Origin of the sequence: Kribbella sp. NBC_00889 (assembly GCF_045207705.1) — a bacterium.
Lineage (GTDB): Bacteria > Actinomycetota > Actinomycetes > Propionibacteriales > Kribbellaceae > Kribbella.
Genome location: NZ_CP108783.1, coordinates 7,062,298 through 7,080,038, shown reverse-complemented (window position 1 = coordinate 7,080,038; position 17,741 = coordinate 7,062,298). Strand labels below are relative to the sequence as shown.

The 17,741-nt window shown below is 68.1% G+C and carries 14 protein-coding genes; 6 read left to right on the top strand and 8 right to left on the bottom strand.

Annotated elements, in window-relative coordinates; genetic code table 11:
* Positions 1-9: 9 nt before the first annotated feature.
* From OG817_RS34615 to OG817_RS34580, 8 genes are all read right to left on the bottom strand, one after another.
* A complete protein-coding gene (locus OG817_RS34615; RefSeq protein WP_406049003.1) occupies positions 10-1,254 on the bottom strand; it encodes a CehA/McbA family metallohydrolase in 1,245 nt (414 codons plus the stop codon).
* Positions 1,254-2,375 carry an ABC transporter ATP-binding protein gene (locus OG817_RS34610; RefSeq protein ID WP_406049001.1) on the bottom strand — a complete coding sequence of 374 codons (1,122 nt, stop codon included), beginning with the start codon at positions 2,373-2,375 and terminating at the stop codon, positions 1,254-1,256. The genes OG817_RS34615 and OG817_RS34610 overlap by 1 nt, the downstream gene beginning before the upstream one ends.
* The gene (locus tag OG817_RS34605; RefSeq protein WP_406049000.1) at positions 2,375-3,196 is read right to left on the bottom strand and encodes a carbohydrate ABC transporter permease; all 822 of its coding nucleotides are present in this window, start codon (positions 3,194-3,196) and stop codon (positions 2,375-2,377) included. Before OG817_RS34605 ends, OG817_RS34610 begins: the two co-directional genes overlap by 1 nt.
* Entirely contained in the window at positions 3,193-4,152 is a 960-nt protein-coding gene (locus OG817_RS34600; RefSeq protein WP_406048999.1) for a carbohydrate ABC transporter permease, read from the bottom strand. Before OG817_RS34600 ends, OG817_RS34605 begins: the two co-directional genes overlap by 4 nt.
* Positions 4,152-5,579, bottom strand: coding sequence for an extracellular solute-binding protein (locus OG817_RS34595; protein ID WP_406048997.1), 1,428 nt, complete (start codon positions 5,577-5,579; stop codon positions 4,152-4,154). The genes OG817_RS34600 and OG817_RS34595 overlap by 1 nt, the downstream gene beginning before the upstream one ends.
* A gap of 606 nt (positions 5,580-6,185) precedes the next feature.
* Positions 6,186-6,956 carry a hypothetical protein gene (locus OG817_RS34590; protein WP_406048995.1) on the bottom strand — a complete coding sequence of 257 codons (771 nt, stop codon included), beginning with the start codon at positions 6,954-6,956 and terminating at the stop codon, positions 6,186-6,188.
* Positions 6,957-7,370: 414 nt separating this feature from the next.
* Positions 7,371-7,847: a hypothetical protein gene (locus OG817_RS34585; protein ID WP_406048994.1), complete on the bottom strand. Its 477-nt coding sequence runs from the start codon at positions 7,845-7,847 to the stop codon at positions 7,371-7,373.
* 36 nt (positions 7,848-7,883) lie between these two features.
* The gene (locus OG817_RS34580) at positions 7,884-10,193 is read right to left on the bottom strand and encodes a DEAD/DEAH box helicase (protein ID WP_406048993.1); all 2,310 of its coding nucleotides are present in this window, start codon (positions 10,191-10,193) and stop codon (positions 7,884-7,886) included.
* A gap of 191 nt (positions 10,194-10,384) precedes the next feature.
* Here OG817_RS34580 and OG817_RS34575 point away from each other — a divergent pair, with 191 nt between their 5' ends.
* From OG817_RS34575 to OG817_RS34550, 6 genes are all read left to right on the top strand, one after another.
* On the top strand, positions 10,385-10,714 hold the full coding sequence (locus OG817_RS34575) for an STAS domain-containing protein (RefSeq protein ID WP_393395096.1): 330 nt from the start codon (positions 10,385-10,387) through the stop codon (positions 10,712-10,714).
* Positions 10,715-10,941: 227 nt separating this feature from the next.
* The gene (locus tag OG817_RS34570) at positions 10,942-13,242 is read left to right on the top strand and encodes a sodium-translocating pyrophosphatase (RefSeq protein WP_396391061.1); all 2,301 of its coding nucleotides are present in this window, start codon (positions 10,942-10,944) and stop codon (positions 13,240-13,242) included.
* A gap of 132 nt (positions 13,243-13,374) precedes the next feature.
* The gene (locus OG817_RS34565) at positions 13,375-14,616 is read left to right on the top strand and encodes a DUF4142 domain-containing protein (protein WP_406048992.1); all 1,242 of its coding nucleotides are present in this window, start codon (positions 13,375-13,377) and stop codon (positions 14,614-14,616) included.
* Positions 14,617-14,908: 292 nt separating this feature from the next.
* Positions 14,909-15,901, top strand: a complete 993-nt coding sequence (locus tag OG817_RS34560) for an ABC transporter ATP-binding protein (RefSeq protein WP_396391063.1) — start codon at positions 14,909-14,911, stop codon at positions 15,899-15,901.
* Position 15,902: 1 nt separating this feature from the next.
* A complete protein-coding gene (locus OG817_RS34555) occupies positions 15,903-16,667 on the top strand; it encodes an ABC transporter permease (protein ID WP_406048990.1) in 765 nt (254 codons plus the stop codon).
* Between the two features lie 194 nt (positions 16,668-16,861).
* A complete protein-coding gene (locus tag OG817_RS34550) occupies positions 16,862-17,656 on the top strand; it encodes a DUF2785 domain-containing protein (RefSeq protein ID WP_406048989.1) in 795 nt (264 codons plus the stop codon).
* Positions 17,657-17,741: the final 85 nt, after the last annotated feature.

Here is a 17,741-nt window from a genome sequence, read left to right as displayed (position 1 = left end):
GGCCGTGGGTCAGGTGCAGGTGGAGAGGAATTGGCCGGTGTGGGTGATGAGGGTGTGGGGGCCGGGGGCAGCGGGGAGGCGGTGATGGGCGGACTGGACGGGGTGGCGGGTGCCATCTGGGGTGATGACGAGGGTGCTGGGGGCATCCAAGGCGATGAGTTCGTCGTCGGCGCGGACCAGGATGGGGGCGGTGTAGGACGTGGAGATGGCGGTGCGGCCGGCGGACAGGGCTTCCAGGGTCGCGTCGCGGAGTTCCGCGGGGCTTTCGGCGGAGGCGTCCACGGCTAGCCAGGTGGTAGGGGTGCCGGGTGGGGTGAGGGACGTCGGGTTGTGCCAGTCGCTGCCGCCGATGGGGATGGTGTCGAGGCCCCACGCCTGCCACCAGGCGATCGGTCCACCCCAGTGGTGGTCGAGCCACGAGGAGTGCCAGACCTCGGCGAGCCGCGGATGTTCCGGGAGCGGGTGACGCCACGAGCAGTCGCCGCCGAGCGGGTGGTTGATCGACAGCAACCCACCACGCCGGGCAGCCTCGGTCACCCACGTCGCGGCCGGCCGCCGGAAGTCGATCGCCCCGATCTCACCGAAGGCGTTCGCATGACCGGTGTCGGTCGTCACCTCCTGCCCGGGGATCAGCCCGATACCGAACCGATCGCTCAGCCCAGGCAGCTCGAGGTGATGCGCGACCGTGTTGTGATCGGTCACCGCCAGCACGTCCAGCCCGGCCGCGACACCCAGAGCAGCGAGGTTCGCGATCGGAGTGGACCCGTCCGAGTGCAGCGAATGCGCATGGAAGTCCCCAGCGATCCACTTCAACCCAGCAGACGCGGGCAACCTCCGGCGCGGCGGCCGAGCTGGTACGGCGACAGCCGTGGTGGCGTCGGCGTACTCCGTCAGACCAGGCACCGACGACACCGGACCGGTCACAGCCTCGACAACAAGCTCGACACCCTCGACCGGCACACGGTGCAGCCCAAGAACGACCCACCAAGTCCCCGGCTCGAGCTCACCGGCCACATACCCGGGCGTCGCCGCGTCCGGCGTGATCGCAAAGGTCTGACGCGCACCGCCGGACCACCCGCGCCACCCGCCCGCACCCTCACAACCGATGTCGATGACCGCACCCTCGACGGGCGGGATCGTGAGCGTGACCAGCAGACCAGGGCAGTCCGCCGGGATGTCGACCGGCAGCGAATGCCAGACCGACTCCGCCCGATCGTCGAGAGTCCAGGTACGGCGGTACGTCGTGACCGCCATCAGGCAACCGTGGCCGGTTGACGAGCGAGCAGGTCACCGGACTCCCGGTCGTACAGCAGTACCCGCGATGCCGGTGCGGTGAGGACGACCGTCGTACCGGGCTCCGGCTCGTTCTCCTCCGGCACGGTGACACCGATCAGGGTGCCGTCGCAGTCGACGCTGACCAGCGACTGGGTGCCGAGGTTCTCCGCCACCACGACCTGGCCGCGCAGCGCCGGTCCGGTGACGTCGCGGCTGGCGAGGGTCAGGTACTCCGGCCGGACGCCGACCGTCACCTCAGCGCCGGCTGGAGCCGAGAAAGTGGCCGCAGACAACGATCCACCGGCCACCGAGACCACCCCGACCTCATCGACATAGGTCTCCGAACCCGAGGTCGACGAGACAGTGCCGGGCAGAAGGTTCATCGGCGTCGAGCCGATGAAGTTCGCCACGAACGTGTTCGCCGGCCGCGCGAAGACCTCACGCGGGCTGCCCAGCTGGCGGAGCTTGCCGGACTCCATCACCGCGATGCGATCAGCCAGGGCCAAGGCCTCCGCCTGGTCGTGGGTGACGAAGACCGTGGTGATGCCGAGATCACGCTGCAGCTTCTTCAGGAACGTCCGAGCCTCCAACCGCAGCCGTGCATCCAGGTTGGACAGCGGCTCGTCCAGCAGCAGGACCTTGCCCCGGGATGCGATCGCGCGCGCCAGCGCGACGCGCTGCTGCTGACCACCGGACAGCTGCGCCGGCTTGCGTTCCAGCAGCCCGTCCAGCGACAGCTCGCCCGCGGTCCGCTCCGCCGTCTCCGCGCGAGTCGCAGCCGAGACCCGCCGTACCTTCAGCGGATAGGTGATGTTCTCCGACACACTCATGTGCGGGAACAGGGCGTAGTCCTGGAACACCATCGCGACCCCGCGCTTGCCCGGTTCGGTCCGGGTCACGTCGGCCGCGTCGATCCGGACCGTGCCCTCGGTCGCGGGTTCCAGGCCGGCGATCGTGCGCAGCAGCGTGGTCTTGCCGCACCCGGACGGCCCGAGCAGGGCGAAGAACTCGCCGTCGGCCACATGCAGGTCCAGCCCGTCGACGGCGCGTACGCCGTTGGGGTAGACGGTTGCCAGGCCTTCGATGTCGATGCCCGCCATCAGCTCTTGATCCCTCCGTGGAAGCGGAACCCGTACCGCGAGTTCACCAGCAGGTACAGCACGACGACCGGGATCGAGAACAGCAGCGAGAAGACCGGCAGCACCTGCAGGTTCACGCTGCCGCCTTCGTCGGTGAGGGTCTGCATCAGCACCGCACCGGGTTGCTTCTCGATCGACCGGATGAGCAGGAAGGGCACCAGGAAGTTGCCCCAGGAGTTCACGAACGCCCAGACCATGATGGTGGCCAGGCCGGGCCGCGCCACCGGGAGTACGACGTCGCGCAGGATCTGGCCGGTGGACGCGCCGAAGACCCGGGCCGACTCCTCGTACGACTTCGGCACCGCGTCGACGAAGTCCTTCAGGATGAAGATCGCCGCCGGCAACAGGCCGCCGGTCATCACCAGAGCGACCCCGAACCGGGAGTCGATCAGCCCGAGCTGGAACATCATCACGAAGATCGGCACCATCGCCGCCGTCCCGGTGACCACCGAGGACAGCAGCAACAACCCGTAGAGCAAGGCGTCGCGGCCCGGAATGCGGACCCGCGACAGGGCGTACGACGCCAGCGCGGCGAAGGCGGTGACCGCCACTGCGGTGGTCACGCAGATCAGCAGCGAGTTGATCATCGAGTGCATCGCGTACGGATGGTCGAGCGTCTTGCGGACGTTGTCGAGCGTCCAGTCCGGCCAGTGCACGCCGAGGCCGGGGTTCTTGTCGAACGGCGCGGACGCGATCCACAGCATCGGCACCGCGAAGAACAGCGTGATCGCACAGATCAGTACGTAGAAGCCGATCCGGCGAAGGACGAAGGACGGGGTCACGAGCGCCTCCTCAGCAGCCGGAGGTAGATCAGCGAGACCAGCAGGTTCGCGATCAGCAGCAGGAACGAGATGGCCGAGGAGTACCCGAGCTCACCGCCCTGCAGCGCCACGTTGTAGATGTACACCGGCACCGTCTCGGACTCGTGGTTCGGCCCGCCCTTGGTGAGCAGGAACGGCGAGAAGTCGTTCGCCGTCCACAGCGAGATCAGCAAGGTGTTCGTCAGCACGTGCCCGCGGATGTGCGGGAACACGACGTCCCGCAGCGTCTGCCAGCCCGACGCACCGACCATCCGGGCCGACTCCAGTTGCGACGGCGGCACGGCCTGCAGCGCGGAGGAGTAGAGCATCATCGAGAACGCCGTACCGCGCCAGGTGTTGAAGAACACCAGGCAGGCCATCGGGTAGTCGATCAGCCACGCGGTCCCCGGCGTACCGAGGATGTTGTTGAGTGTGCCGCCGTCGCGGTCGAAGAACGCGACCCACAGGTACGCGACCACCGTCGACGGCAGGATCCAGGCCAGCAGCACGAACGCCTCGACGGTACGCCGGACCGCCGGGCGGGTCCGCCGCATCACCCAGGCGAGGGTGAAGCCGAGGATGTTCTGGCCGATGATCGCGGAGCCGAGGACGAACAGCAGCGTCAGCCACAACGCGTTGTGGAACAGGGCGTCGTTGAGCGCCTTGGTGTAGTTGGACAGGCCGACCATTGACGGCGAGACCGCCTCGACACCGGTCAGCCGGTAGTTGGTCAGGCCGATGTAGATGGTCCAGATGGCCGGGAAGACCAGGAACGCACCGATCAGCAGCAGGGCGGGCGCGACGAAGCCGAGGGCCCGGCCGACGCCGAGCCCTGCGACATCGCGTGCCGGTCCCCGCGCACCGGTCCGGCCGCCCCGATCGGCCGGACCACGTCCCTGGACCGGGTCTGCCGGTGCAGGTGCGGAGGCCGTCGTCATCAGTTACCGGCGACCTTGTCCTTGCCGCCGGCCGCTGTCTCGACCGCCTTCTGGTAGGCCTTCGCGGCCGCGTCGGTACTCTTCCCGCCGATGACGTCCGCCGTCGCCTGCTGCAGCGCGGCCGAGATCTTCGGGTACTCCGCCAGGCCCGGACGGAACTGCGTGATCGGCAGCACCTTGGTGGCGACGAAGTTCAGCATCGGGTCTCCGGCCAGCACCTCGGCGTTGACGTCGCTGCGCTGGGTGATCTTGGCGGCGCCGTCCAGCGATGCCTTCACCATCTCGGCGGAGTTCCAGAACTGCATGAGCTCCCAGGCCTGCTGCGGGAACTTGGTGTTCGGGTTGATCACGGTCGCGCCGCCACCCGACATCGAGACGAAGTCCTGGCCCTTGACGCCGCCGCCCGGCCTGGCGGCCGGAATCAGCGCGTAGCCGACGGCGGAGTCGCGGTCTGCCATCTTGGCCACGCCCTCCTTGGGCTCCACCACGCTGCGCCAGAAGTAGTCGCTCTCCAGCAGGATGCCGACCTTGTTCGCGGCGAACTCGGCGAACGACTTGTCCCGGCCTTTCGCCTCGCGCTGCAGCACCGGGTCACCGAGACCCGTGCTGTAGATCTGGTGGTAGAAGTCCAGCACCTGGCGCGTCTGCGGGACGTCACCGAGCCACTTGCCGTCGGTGTTGACGGTCGCGCCGGTGCCGACCAGCAGCGGCAGTACGCCCTGCATGGTGGTCGCCTCGCCCATCGCCGTACCGCCGTTGATCTGGATCGGCGTGACGCCGGACAGCTTCTTCAGCCCCTGGCCGGCGGTGATGATGTCGTCCCACGACTTCGGCTGCCAGTCGGCCGGCAGCCCGGCCTGCTGGAACAGCTTCTTGTTGAAGAACAGCACCCGGCCGTCGGTCCCGCCGGGGACGCCGTACCGCTTGCCGTTGTAGCTGCCGAGCTGCTGCACGGTCTCGGGGATCTGCTTCCAGCCGTCCCAGTCGTCCACCTTGCTCGCCTCGCCGACGGTGTCGGTGAGCGGCTTGATGTAGCCGGCCTGGGCGAACTCGCCGACCCAGATGCCGTCGATCTGGAACAGATCCGGACCGGACTTGTTCGACAGGTCGAGCGACAGCTTCTGCTTGTAGACCTCGTCGTCGGAGCCGTCACCCTGGAACTTGACGGTGACGTCGACGCCCTTGCCCTTCTGCTCGGCGACGAACTTCGGGATCAGCACGTCCTCGATGAACGTTGCCCCGGCGCTGCTCTTACCGCCCTTGATCGAGTTCGACCCGATGGTCAGCTCGACTTTCTTGGCATCGGCGTTGCGGTTCGTGTCCTGGTCGCCGCTGTCGGATGCGGACGAGCCGAGGCAGCCGGTCAGCAGCAGGGTTGCGGCGACGCCGAGGAGGGCGGGCGCGGAGAACCGCGGGAGAGATCGCATCAAAGCTCCTAGCGAGATCGGTACTGCGGAGTGCCGGTCAAACATTGGCACTCGTCGGCGACTTTGTGAAGACTTTTTCCCAACCCGGAGGAGAACGTTGACAGGGGCTATAGGCAACCAGTTGCGAACTGTCAAGTCGGGATCCCGCGAGAAGCGTTGCGAAAGGGTTAAAGGATGCTCAAGGTTGCGTGGCAACCAGTAGTGGACTAGATACAGAACGTGACAGCGAGCGGTACGGTCTTGCCGATCGGTTCAGCGGATCGGAGGTGAAAGACATGGGGCTGCTTTCTTGCCTTCTGGACGACCTGCTCAGTCATTGCCACCACTGGTGCCATCACCAGTGTTGGTGGTGACACCGGCCGGCTGGTGACGGCCGCGGAGGAGGTGGGTCGACGGTGACGACGACGCAGGGCTCCCGCTGACGCGCAAGCAGCGGGCAGCCCGAGGTCACTCCCCGAGCACCGGATCCCACGACCGACGAGGTTCACCAGACACCGCACTGCCGAACAACCGAATGGCGTCGATCACGAAGGAGTGAGAAAACAACCGGCCCCGACATCGTCGGGGCCGGTTGTCCTCTGTCTGGCTGAGGATCCTCCTTGCGGATCAGCGCTGTGCCAGCTGCATCATCTGCTTCGGAAGCACCGTCATCTGAGCCGGGATCGGTGTCGTCGGCCGAACCAGCTCGAGCAGGCTGGACGCGGCCTTCGCGATCGGCAGCGGCAGGGCCAGGCCCAGGGACGCCAGCAGCGCGTTCACGAGTGCCAGTACCGCACCCAGGATGTCCAGGCCCGGCAGCGGCAACGCGCTCCAGCCCTGGACCGGTGTACCGGCCGTGGACATGCTGCCGGTCGGTTGTGCCTGCTTGGCCTTCCCCTGGCCGAGCAGGGATGTCAGGGCGAGACCGCTGGCGGTGTTCACGAACGTGCCCGCGCTCTCGTCGTAGGTCCATTTCTGTCCGTCGCCGTCACGGCAGGGCAGCACCAGCAGTGGTGCCGAGGCCGGCACCTTGGCCAGGTCCGCACCGCTGTCCAGGCAGGCGCCGGTCTTGGCAAGGGCGCCACCGACGCTCTTGCTCATCGCGACCTGCAACTGGCCGGACTCGGTGTAGATCCACTCCTGGGTCTTGCCCTCCTTGCCCGGTGCACACGCCATCATGACCGCCATCGGGACCTTGGCGGCCGCGACGAAGGTGAGGCAGTACCGCGTGTCGGCGCGGGTGGCGATCTGTTTGGCCACCCCGACCTCGACGCCCGGGACCGCGGCCGATTCGCCCGTCGACGGGTTCGCCGCCTGGGCCGGGACCGCGGTGGCCAGTGCGACGCTGACCGCGAGCACGGCCACGCCGGTACGGCTCAACAACTTACGGATGATCAAGACAACCTCCAGAGGTCGTGCCATCTCGCGGCGTCAGGTCGTCGGGACCCCGTGGCGCGAGCCGGTCCGGTTCCGGGAACCGCGACAACACCCTTGTGCGCGGAGGGCGAGCTGCGGGTCGATCCCCCGTGAGGAGGCGGTGTGGCCCGGAAGGCCGACTGTGACTCAACGCGACGTTGACGCCACAACCAGTAATGCACAGGTGGGTCCGGGGTGGTTATGGCGAAGCCGCGAAACTTGATGCCAATGGCAACTAACTGCCAGGTAAAAGTCGTTGCGCAAGGCACCGAAATCCGGCCGCAGGGCCGTCGTGCCACCGCTGAGTGGAGGCTGTGCGCCGATCGAGATATTACCGTACGCCGAGAGAACTCCGGTGGCGCAACGCGTTAGTTGATGCCGTGGGCAACAGAGTGGTCAGTGGGGTTGCTTGGTGTCAGTGGGATCCTCGGCGACGTGCCGCTCGGTCGCGAGCCGCTCGTCGGCGGCAGGCTCGCCCTCGGCGCGCTCAGGAACGGCGCGCTCAGGCTCGGTGCGATCGGGCACGGCGCGCTCAGGCACGGTGCTGCCAGACTCGGTGGGATCGGGCGCCGACGTGACCTCGGGCGCGGTGTCGGTCGTGGTGACCGCCGCCGGTTCGGTGGCCGCAGCCTGAGCGCGGAGCTCGCGCATCTCCTTGCGCCGCCGGTAGCCGCGGGCAAGTCCCTTCTTCGTCAGCCACAGCCCGAGGGCAAGCGCCACCCCGGTCAGCGCGCCGAGCAGGAACACGGTCGGCACCGAGACGCCGAAGTCGATGCCGAACACCTCCATCGTGGTGGAGTCGGTCGAGGTCACCGAGACACCCAGACCGAACAACACAACCAGGACGATCAGGACGATTCCGAGGACGGCCATCGCATGCTGCCTCTCCGCCAGCACCAGGCTGGCTCTTCAGGCCTCACTGCTGAGTAGTGCGGTGAGCAGCGCCACCGCGCCGCTCTTGTCGAGTGGGTTGTTCTGGTTCCCACATTTGGGCGACTGTACGCACGACGGACACCCATCCATGCACTCACAGTGTGCAACCGCCTCACGTGTCGCCGTCAACCATTCGCGCGCCGCGGCGTAGCCGTGTTCCGCGAAGCCGGCGCCGCCCGGGTGGCCGTCGTACACGAAGACGGTAAGGCGGCCGGTGTCGGCGTGCCGTGCGGTGGAGACGCCGCCGATGTCCCAGCGGTCGCAGGTGGCGAACAGTGGGAGCAGTCCGATCGACGCGTGCTCGGCCGCATGGGCCGCACCAGGTACGTCGTACAGCCCGAGCGCCTCGACCGCGGAGTCCGGCATGGTCCACCAGACGGCCTTGGTCCGCAGCGTGCGCTCCGGAAGGTCGAGGGGCTGCTCGTCGAGTACGTCGCCGGTCGCGATCAGCTTGCGCTGGTACGAGACCACTTGGCTGGTCACTTGGACCCAACCGCGCGACAGCTCCGCCGTACCCCAGGTGCTGGTCTCCTCGGTCGCCAGGATGCTGATCTCGGTCACGTCCCGGGCGAACGTGGTGTAGTCCGGCGAGGCCGACTCGACCACGGCGGCGTGACCCTCGAGGTCCAGGGTCCGGACCAGGTACGACTCGCCCGCATGCACGTAGACCGCACCCTCGTGGACCGAGGCGTGGGCCGAGCCGCCGTCGACTGTGCCGAGCAGCCGCCCGGTCTGGTCCTCGACGATCTGCACTGTCTTGCCGCCGGCCGACCGGATGTCGATGGCGTCCACGGCGCGCTCCCGGCGCGTCCAGAACCATCCATGCGGTCGCTCACGCAGCAGCCCTTGGCGGACCAACTGCTGGATCACGGAGGGCGTCGTACTGCCGAAGATGTCGTAGTCCGCGTCGGTCAGCGGCAGCTCCTGCGCGGCCGCGCACAGCTGTGGGCCGAGGACATACGGGTTCTCCGGGTTGAAGACAGTCGCTTCCACGGGTCGGCCGAAGATCGCGTTCGGGTGCCGGACCAGATAGGTGTCCAGCGGGTCGTCACGCGCCACCAGCAGCGCCAAGGCATCCCCGCCGGCTCGACCCGCCCGTCCGGCCTGCTGCCACAGCGATGCGCGCGTGCCAGGCCAACCGGACAGCAGTACGGCGTCCAGTCCGGCGATGTCGATGCCTAGCTCCAGAGCGTTGGTCGCCGCGACACCGGTGAGCTCGCCGCTCTGCAACATGCCTTCGAGCCGGCGCCTCTCCTCCGGCAGATAGCCCGCCCGGTACGCAGACACCTGGTCCATCAGCGAGGGGTGAACCTCGGCGAGGTTCTCGCGGGCTGTCATCGCCACTGTCTCGGCCCCACGCCTCGACCGCACGAACGCCACAGTCCGCACCCCGGTCACGACCAGATCGGTCAGGATGTCGGCCACCTCGGCCGTCGCGGAACGTCGTACCGGCGCCCCGTTCTCACCGCGTACCGAGGTCAGTGGCGGCTCCCACAGACCGAAGGAGATGCCGCCGCGGGGTGATCCGTCTTCCACCACCTCCACCATCGGCAGACCGGTCAGCCGCTCACCGGACACCGCCGGCTCGGCCACCGTCGCCGACGCACAGATGAAGATCGGATGGGCGCCGTACTGCGCACACACCCGTCGCAGCCGACGCAGTACGCCGGCCACATGCGCCCCGAAGACACCGCGATAGTGATGACACTCGTCCACCACGACGTACTGCAGGCAGCCCAGGAACCGGGCCCAGCGCTGATGGTTCGGCAGGACCGACCGGTGCAGCATGTCCGGATTGCTGAGCACGTACGTCGCGTGGTCGCGAGCCCAGTCGCGTTCGGAGCGTTCGGAGTCGCCGTCCAACGTTGTCGGCCGCAGACCGGGCACCGTGTACGACGACACCGCGCGAAGCTGGTCGTGCGCCAATGCCTTGGTCGGGGAGAGGTAGAGAACTGAGGCCACCCGTCGATGCGGTGACGCGGCCTGGGCGATGCTCAAGGTGGCGAAGGCAGGCAGCAAGTAGCCGAGCGATTTGCCCGAGGCAGTCCCGGTCGCGACCACGACATGCCGGCCCGAGTACGCCGCCTCGGCGGTCGCGACCTGATGAGTCCAAGGCGCTGTGATGCCGGCGTCCGCGAGTTGCGCGAGCACCTCGGCCGGTGCCCAGCGCGGCCAGTCACAGGTTTGCCCCAATCGCGGCGGCACGGTCTCGACATGCGTGAGCCGGTCGTCCCGGCCTGCTGCCAGACGCTTCAGTACAGCCGCCGCCTCACCACCTCCGCGCATACCGCGAGCGTAGTGCCGGCCACGGACAGCACGCGCCGGAGTGCACAGGGCGTGTGCACGCGCCGGATGCACGCCTCATTTTGCGGACGAAGATCGACTTCGGTGGGACGAGATGAAAGAGTTTTCGGCAACGGTCCTACTCACGGTCCGTACATGGTTGAATGCAGCAGTTCACGGGATCGGAGGCCGAAGTGGATCTGTCGCTGACCGCGCGCGCCGAGGGCGGGCGCACCGTCATCGAGGTGGCGGGGGAGATCGACGTCTACACCGCACCGAAGCTCCGCGAGAAGATCGCAGCGCTCGTCGACGAAGGCGACTACCACCTGGTGGTCGACCTGGAACGTGTGGACTTCCTGGACTCCACCGGTCTCGGCGTCCTCGTCGGTGGACTGAAACGGGTGCGCACCCACGACGGATCCCTGTCCCTGGTCTGTACCCAGGAACGGCTGCTGAAGATCTTCCGGATCACCGGCCTGACCAAGGTGTTCGACATCCATCCGGACGTCGCCTCGGCGATCTGACGACGTGACGACGAAGTGAAAACGTGTCCCCTTCAACACGAAGAGTGAGGTACCTGCTCGCATCCTCGGGTATGGCGTAGACCACCCTGTCGTCAGGTCTGGTCGGATACCCGTTAGAGTGACCCACCGCGCCAAGTCTCTTTGGTGCTGTGCCGTATTTTCCCAACCCTTCGGTTGCGGCAGACGGGGGCCGTCAAGCCCTGAGGGGTTGCCTACAAGGAGGACGGATGTCCGCGCTGCTTGCACAAGCGGTGGATCTTTCGTCGAGCAACACCACACTGGTGATCGTCGTCGGAGTGATCGCGATCCTCGCGGTCGCCATTGCGATGGTCTTCCGGGGCCAGGTGCTTGCCGCGAACGATGGCACCGAGAACATGAAGACGATCGCCGCGGCGGTCCAGGAAGGCGCATCCGCCTACCTGAACCGGCAGTTCCGAACGCTGGGCGTCTTCGCCATCGTCGCGTTCCTGCTGCTGTTCCTGCTGCCCGCGCACAGTGACGGCGACAACGAGACCACGCTGAAGATCTTCCGCTCCGTCTTCTTCCTGATCGGTGCGGGCTTCTCCGCGCTGATCGGCTACCTGGGTATGTGGCTCGCGACGCGCGCCAACGTCCGGGTCGCCGCCGCGGCCCGCGACGAAGGCCGCGACCCCGCGATGCGAGTCGCGTTCCGCACCGGTGGAACCGTCGGTATGGCGACCGTGGGCTTCGGCCTGTTCGGCGCCTCGCTGGTCGTGCTGCTGTTCAAGGGTGACGCCCCGACCGTGCTCGAGGGCTTCGGTTTCGGTGCCGCCATGCTCGCCATGTTCATGCGTGTCGGCGGCGGTATCTTCACCAAGGCCGCCGACGTCGGCGCCGACCTGGTCGGCAAGGTCGAGCAGAACATCCCCGAGGACGACCCCCGCAACGCGGCGACCATCGCCGACAACGTGGGCGACAACGTCGGTGACTGCGCCGGTATGGCGGCCGACCTGTTCGAGTCGTACGCCGTGATGCTGGTGGCCTCGCTGATCCTGGGCAAGGCCGCGTTCGGCGAGCAGGGCCTGATCTTCCCGCTGATCGTGCCGGCCATCGGCGCCCTCACCGCGGTCCTGGGTGTCTTCCTGACCCGTCCGCGCACCGGTGAGAACGGCCTGCGGACGATCAACCGGGCGTTCTACATCTCTGCGATCGTGTCCGGTGTGCTCTGCGCGGTGGCGGCGTTCGTCTACCTGCCGAGCAGCTTCAAGGACCTGACCGGCGCCACCGACGTGATCGCCGCGCACGACGGCGACCCGCGGCTGATCGCCACTGTCTCGGTGATCATCGGCATCGTGCTGGCGGCCGTCATCCTGGCTCTGACCGGTTACTACACCGGCACCGAGGACAAGCCGGTCAAGGACGTCGGCAAGACCTCGCTGACCGGCGCCGCGACCGTGATCCTGTCCGGTATCTCGGTCGGCTTCGAGTCCGCCGTCTACACCGCCGTGGTGATCGCGGCGGCCGTGTACGGCGCGTTCCTGGTCGGCGGTGCCGGTGTGGTCGGGCTGTTCGCGATCGCTCTGGCCGGTTGTGGTCTGCTCACCACCGTCGGCGTCATCGTCGCGATGGACACCTTCGGCCCGGTCTCCGACAACGCGCAGGGCATCGCCGAGATGTCCGGCGAGGTGGACGGCGAGGCGGCCCAGATCCTGACCGAGCTGGACGCCGTCGGCAACACCACCAAGGCCATCACCAAGGGCATCGCGATCGCCACTGCCGTACTGGCCGCGACCGCGCTGTTCGGCTCCTACACCGACTCGATCCGGTCCTCGCTGGGCGCGAACTACGCCAAGTTCGAGGCTGAGGCGCTGGTCTTCAACCCGGGCACCCTGGTCGGCCTGATCCTCGGTGCGGCCGTGGTGTTCATGTTCTCCGGCCTCGCGATCAACGCCGTCGGCCGCGCCGCCGGTGCGGTCGTCTACGAGGTACGTCGGCAGTTCCGCGACATCCCCGGGATCATGGACGGCACGGGCAAGCCGGAGTACGGCAAGGTCGTCGACATCTGCACCCGCGACTCGCTGCGGGAGCTGGCCACACCTGGTCTGCTCGCGCTGCTCGCGCCGATCGCCGTCGGCTTCGGCCTCGGTGCCGCGTCCCTGGCCGGCTACCTGGCCGGTGCGATCGGTGCCGGCACCCTGATGGCGGTCTTCCTGGCCAACTCCGGTGGTGCCTGGGACAACGCCAAGAAGCTGGTCGAGGACGGCAACCACGGCGGCAAGGGTTCGCCCGCGCACGAGGCCACCGTCATCGGTGACACCGTCGGTGACCCGTTCAAGGACACCGCCGGCCCGGCCATCAACCCGCTGATCAAGGTGATGAACCTGGTCTCCCTGCTGATCGCTCCGGCGGTCGTCGGGCTGTCGGCGATCGGCGACGACACGAACAGGCCGCTGCGGATCGGTATCGCCCTGGCCGCGGTGGTCATCCTGGCGGCCGCCGTGTTCGTCTCCAAGCGCCGTGAGTCGGTCATTTCCGACACCCCGGCCGAGGTGAACGCCGCCGCCTGAACGCGGTAAACCGCAGAAACGGCCCACCGGTTTTCCGGTGGGCCGTTTTCGCATGGCTGGACCAAGACCGTCCGTCCCTTTTACTGTCGTTGTAACGACGAACTGCGCTATGCCGAGCGTAGGGAGGTAGCCGTGCCTCGACGACCGGCCACGAGCTCTGCTGCCCCCCGACGGGCGCTCGCCCGTGTCTCGGCGCTGCTGCTTCTCGTTGTGGCGGGAGTGCTCGCCACGGCGCAGCCGGCGGGCGCGACGGCGCAGCAACCGGATGCCGACTATCTCAACGCCGCCCACCAGCTCGATCTGACGATCATCCAGGCCTCCCACTCGGGGACGATCCATGGCCAGACCTCGTGCCTGAAAAGCGTCGCTGCCCAGGAGGAACGTGATCATCGCAGGCTCGCCGCGCAGCAGCTCGAGGTCGCCAATCAATTCGGCATCGGGCTGGTGACGCTGCCTACGGCGGCACAGCGTGAGCAGCTCGCCGCGCTCGCGGCCAAAGCGGGGACCTCTGGGTACGACGCCGCCTGGGTGGCGTTGCAGCGGCAGCTGCACCAGCAGTACCTGGCACTGGTCGAGGGCGAGCTGCCGAAGAGCGCCTCGCCTGCCGTTGAGTCAGTGGCCAACGGCGCCAAGCCGGTCATCGAGATGCACCTGCGGACGCTGTCGGGTCCCTGCAAGGACGAGACCGGGCCCCCGGTCGTGTCGACTGGCGAGGGCGGCCAGGTCGCCGATGCCGAGCGGACTCGGTCCCGGGCGGCGATCCTGCTGCTCGGCGTCGGCGTACTGCTCCTGCTCGTCGGCAGGCCGGTCCCGGTCCGGCGACGTCTGCTCGGAGTCGTAGCGGTCGGTGCTGCGCTGGTCATGGTGTTCGGAAGGCCCGGTGACAGCGGGCAGGTCCCGGACGCGAGTGCGTCGGCTGTGGACCGCGAGGCTGCCGTTCCGCCGGTGCGGCTGAAGCTGCCAGGAGTTCTGGAGGCATCGGTGCTGCCGGTGGCGACCGCCGGCGACGGGCGGCTGCAGATGCCGGCGTCGGCGGCCGACGTGGGCTGGTGGGCGGCGGGTGCGGCGCCGGGCTCGGCCGGCGGGACGGTGCTGCTTGCCGGCCACGTGGACACGGCTCGCGGTCGCGGAGTGTTCGCCGCGCTCTCGGGGGTGCCAGTGGGCGCGAGGGTTGCGGTGACGGCCGGGGGCGGAGATGTGCACTGGTACCGCATCGTGGCGCGCCGGACCTACCGGCAGGAAGCGTTGCCCGCAGACCTGTTCCACGGTTCGGTGAAGCCCCGGCTGGCGCTGGTGACCTGCACAGGCTCGTACAACCACGCAACGCACCGCTACAGCAGCAATCTCGTGCTCTACGGTGTTCCGGTGGACTGAGCCGCGGCCGTCCTTTTGGTAGTCACTTCCATCTACTCCCAACCGAAGTACGGCCGGTCGTCGACTTTCGGCTGATGCGGGCGGGTGGCGGGGTGGGGGATCGTCGGGGTCGTGGTCAGGGCTTCAACCGATGGTCGCCTGGCCCGGGCGAACGGCAGAATCAACCCACGGGTGGACACACCGGATCCGCCCCGGGTCCGATGTTCTGCACCGGTCCGACCTCGATACTGAACTCAATGCGAGACAACCCGCCCGACCGGGAACATTGGCGCCACCGAACGAGGAGTAGGCGATGATCGAGGCAAAGGGCCTCACCAAGCGATACGGTGCAACTGTTGCCGTTGACAACCTGTCTTTCGAGGTGAAACCCGGCAAGGTGACCGGCTTCCTCGGCCCGAACGGGGCCGGCAAGTCGACCACGATGCGGATGATCCTCGGCCTGGACACCCCGACCTCCGGCGACGTCCGGATCGACGGGCAGCGCTACCGTGACCTGCACCAGCCGCTGACCAAGGTCGGCGCGCTGCTGGACGCCAAGTGGGTGCACCCCAACCGGTCGGCCCGGTCGCACCTGGCCTGGATGGCCGCGTCCAACAAGCTGCCGCAAGGCAGTGTCGACAAGGTGCTGGAGATGGTCGGCCTGACCGCGGTCGCGAACAAGCGGGCCGGCGCATACTCGCTGGGTATGTCGCAGCGGCTCGGCATCGCCGGTGCGCTGCTCGGTGACCCGGAGGTGCTGCTGTTCGACGAGCCGGTCAACGGTCTCGACCCGGAGGGCATCGTCTGGATCCGCACCTTCATGCACCGGCTGGCCGACGAGGGCCGGACCGTGCTGGTGTCGAGCCACCTGCTGTCCGAGATGGCGCTGACCGCCGAGGAACTGATCGTCATCGGCCGCGGCCGGCTGATCGCCCAGAGCACCACCCAGGAGTTCGTCGACCGCGCCAGCGGTACGACGGTCAAGGTCCGGACTCCGCAACTCGACCAGCTGGCCGGTGTGCTGCAACAGCAGCAGATGGTCACCCGGATCGAGGACGTCGACGACCAGGGCAAGGTCCTGTTCGTCGAGGGCGATCTGACCACCGACCAGGTCGGTGAGGCAGCCGCCGCGCACGGCATCGTGCTGCACGAACTGACCCTGCAGCGCGGCTCGCTGGAGCAGGCGTTCATGCAGATGACCGGGGATTCGGTCGAATACCACGCGCACGACGAGATCGCTGCGGTGACCGCGCTGGACGCGCCGGCCGCCACCGAGGTGGCCGCGGGTCCGAAGGAGGACAACTGACATGTCGGTGATCACAGTCGAGCGGATCAAGCTCTTCTCGACCCGCTCGCCGTGGTGGTGCATGGTCATCGCGGCCTTCCTGACCGTCGGTTTCGCCGCACTCACCACCGGCTTCCTGAACGCCACGGACGAGCCGCAGGCGACGATCTTCATCACCCAGCCGGGCGCACAGCTCAGCCAGATGGTGATGATGGTGATGGCGGCCCTCGCGGTCACCACCGAGTACCGGTTCGGCACCATCCGGACCAGCTTCCAGGCGGTTCCGCAGCGCGCGGCGCTGCTGCTCGGCAAGACCGCGGTCGTGGCCTTCCTGGCCGGGATCGTCGGCCTGATCGCGTCGTTCGGTGCCTGGGGCATCGGCAGCCTGTTCGCCGGCAACGCGGACCTGGCCATCAACACCGGGGCCGAGTGGCGGCTGCTGGCCGGCCAGGGCCTGATCTTCGCGCTGTCCGCGGTGATCGCGGTGGCGGTCGGCATCCTGATCCGGCAGAGCGCCGGTGCGATCGCGATCCTGATCCTCTGGCCGTTGCTGGTGGAGAACCTGGTCACCCTGATCCCCAAGGTCGGCGACGACCTGGCCAAGTGGGCGCCGTTCGCGAACGGCAGTTCGTTCCTGAACCAGGGCCAGGACTTCGGGCTGGCCGGCGCGGGTGCCGGCGGCAGCGACTTCGCCCTCGGTCCCTGGTGGGCCCTGCTGTACTTCGCCGGCTGGGCGGCGGCGCTGATGCTGATCGCCCTGTTCACGGCGAGCAAGCGCGACGCCTGATCGCGATGACGACGATCCCGGCCGTGGTTGAGGGGCCCTGGCCGGGATCGTGAAGCCCGGCCGGGCTGAGGGGTCCTGGCCGCGCTGAGGCCCGTGGAACATGACGTTCCACGGGCCGACCCTTGTTCGGGGCGGTCGCCGTACCACCGCGTAGGGGTGGCGGGCGCGGCGGGAAAGCGTCTAGCCTGCCGCGCATGACCGATTGGGCGCAGGTGCGCGCCGATGATTTCTCCGTCCCGACCGATCGTCCGCTCACCGAGCTCGTCGCCGAGTTGTCCGCGCTGCTGCGCTCCCCGGACCCGGTGCTGCGCGACTCCCAGGCGTACTCGATCCTCGCCACCTGGATCGGCCGCGGCGTACTGTCGGCCGACCAGCTGCGCGCCCTCGGAGACGAGATGGTCGCGCGGTTCGCGGACCCCGAGACGCAGGCCCGCACGTTTGCGCCGCTGATCCTGGACTGCATCGTCACCGCAGGTGTCTTCGAGCCGAGCTGGGTGCCGCCGTTCGAACGCTGGTACGTCGCCGAGGAGGACCTGCGCGGGTACGACGCCAAACTCGGCTGGCTGCACGCGATCGCGCACGGCTCCGACCTGCTGGGCGCCCTCGGGCTGCATCCGGCCGTCGAACCGGTGCAGATGCTCCGGTTGGGCATAGGCCGCATTCTGACGCCGACACAGCACGTCCTGCGGGACATGGAGGACGACCGCCTCGGCTACGCCCTGGCGACCACCCTGACCCGCTCAGACCTCACCGAGACCGATGCCACCGGCTGGCTCGACCCCGCCGTCCGTATCCTCGCCAATCCGCCGAGCGAGGGCATCACGCCGGAGGTCACCAACACCATCCGCACGCTGCGGGCCCTCTACCTGCTGGTCGACCACGGCGTTCGCGTGCCGGCCTCCGGCCCGGTGACGCAGATCCCGCACCGCGACCTCGTGAAGGCGAAGATCACCGACGTCGTCCGGATGGTGACGCCGTACTACCTGTGAGCTTCTGGCGTACGGGTGTTGACTTGGTCACATCCAAACATTGTTGACGAAGGATGAGACCCGCATCCGACTTTCGGCTGAGATT

Excerpts from the sequence above, each read along its gene's own strand:
- OG817_RS34555 (WP_406048990.1), top strand. The coding sequence starts at position 15,903 with ATGTCGGTGATCACAGTCGAGCGGATCAAGCTCTTCTCGACCCGCTCG.
- OG817_RS34560 (WP_396391063.1), top strand. The coding sequence starts at position 14,909 with ATGATCGAGGCAAAGGGCCTCACCAAGCGATACGGTGCAACTGTTGCC.
- OG817_RS34615 (WP_406049003.1), bottom strand. The coding sequence starts at position 1,254 with ATGGCGGTCACGACGTACCGCCGTACCTGGACTCTCGACGATCGGGCG.
- OG817_RS34550 (WP_406048989.1), top strand. The coding sequence starts at position 16,862 with ATGACCGATTGGGCGCAGGTGCGCGCCGATGATTTCTCCGTCCCGACC.
- OG817_RS34580 (WP_406048993.1), bottom strand. The coding sequence starts at position 10,193 with ATGCGCGGAGGTGGTGAGGCGGCGGCTGTACTGAAGCGTCTGGCAGCA.
- OG817_RS34585 (WP_406048994.1), bottom strand. The coding sequence starts at position 7,847 with ATGGCCGTCCTCGGAATCGTCCTGATCGTCCTGGTTGTGTTGTTCGGT.
- OG817_RS34595 (WP_406048997.1), bottom strand. The coding sequence starts at position 5,579 with ATGCGATCTCTCCCGCGGTTCTCCGCGCCCGCCCTCCTCGGCGTCGCC.
- OG817_RS34570 (WP_396391061.1), top strand. The coding sequence starts at position 10,942 with ATGTCCGCGCTGCTTGCACAAGCGGTGGATCTTTCGTCGAGCAACACC.
- OG817_RS34610 (WP_406049001.1), bottom strand. The coding sequence starts at position 2,375 with ATGGCGGGCATCGACATCGAAGGCCTGGCAACCGTCTACCCCAACGGC.
- OG817_RS34600 (WP_406048999.1), bottom strand. The coding sequence starts at position 4,152 with ATGACGACGGCCTCCGCACCTGCACCGGCAGACCCGGTCCAGGGACGT.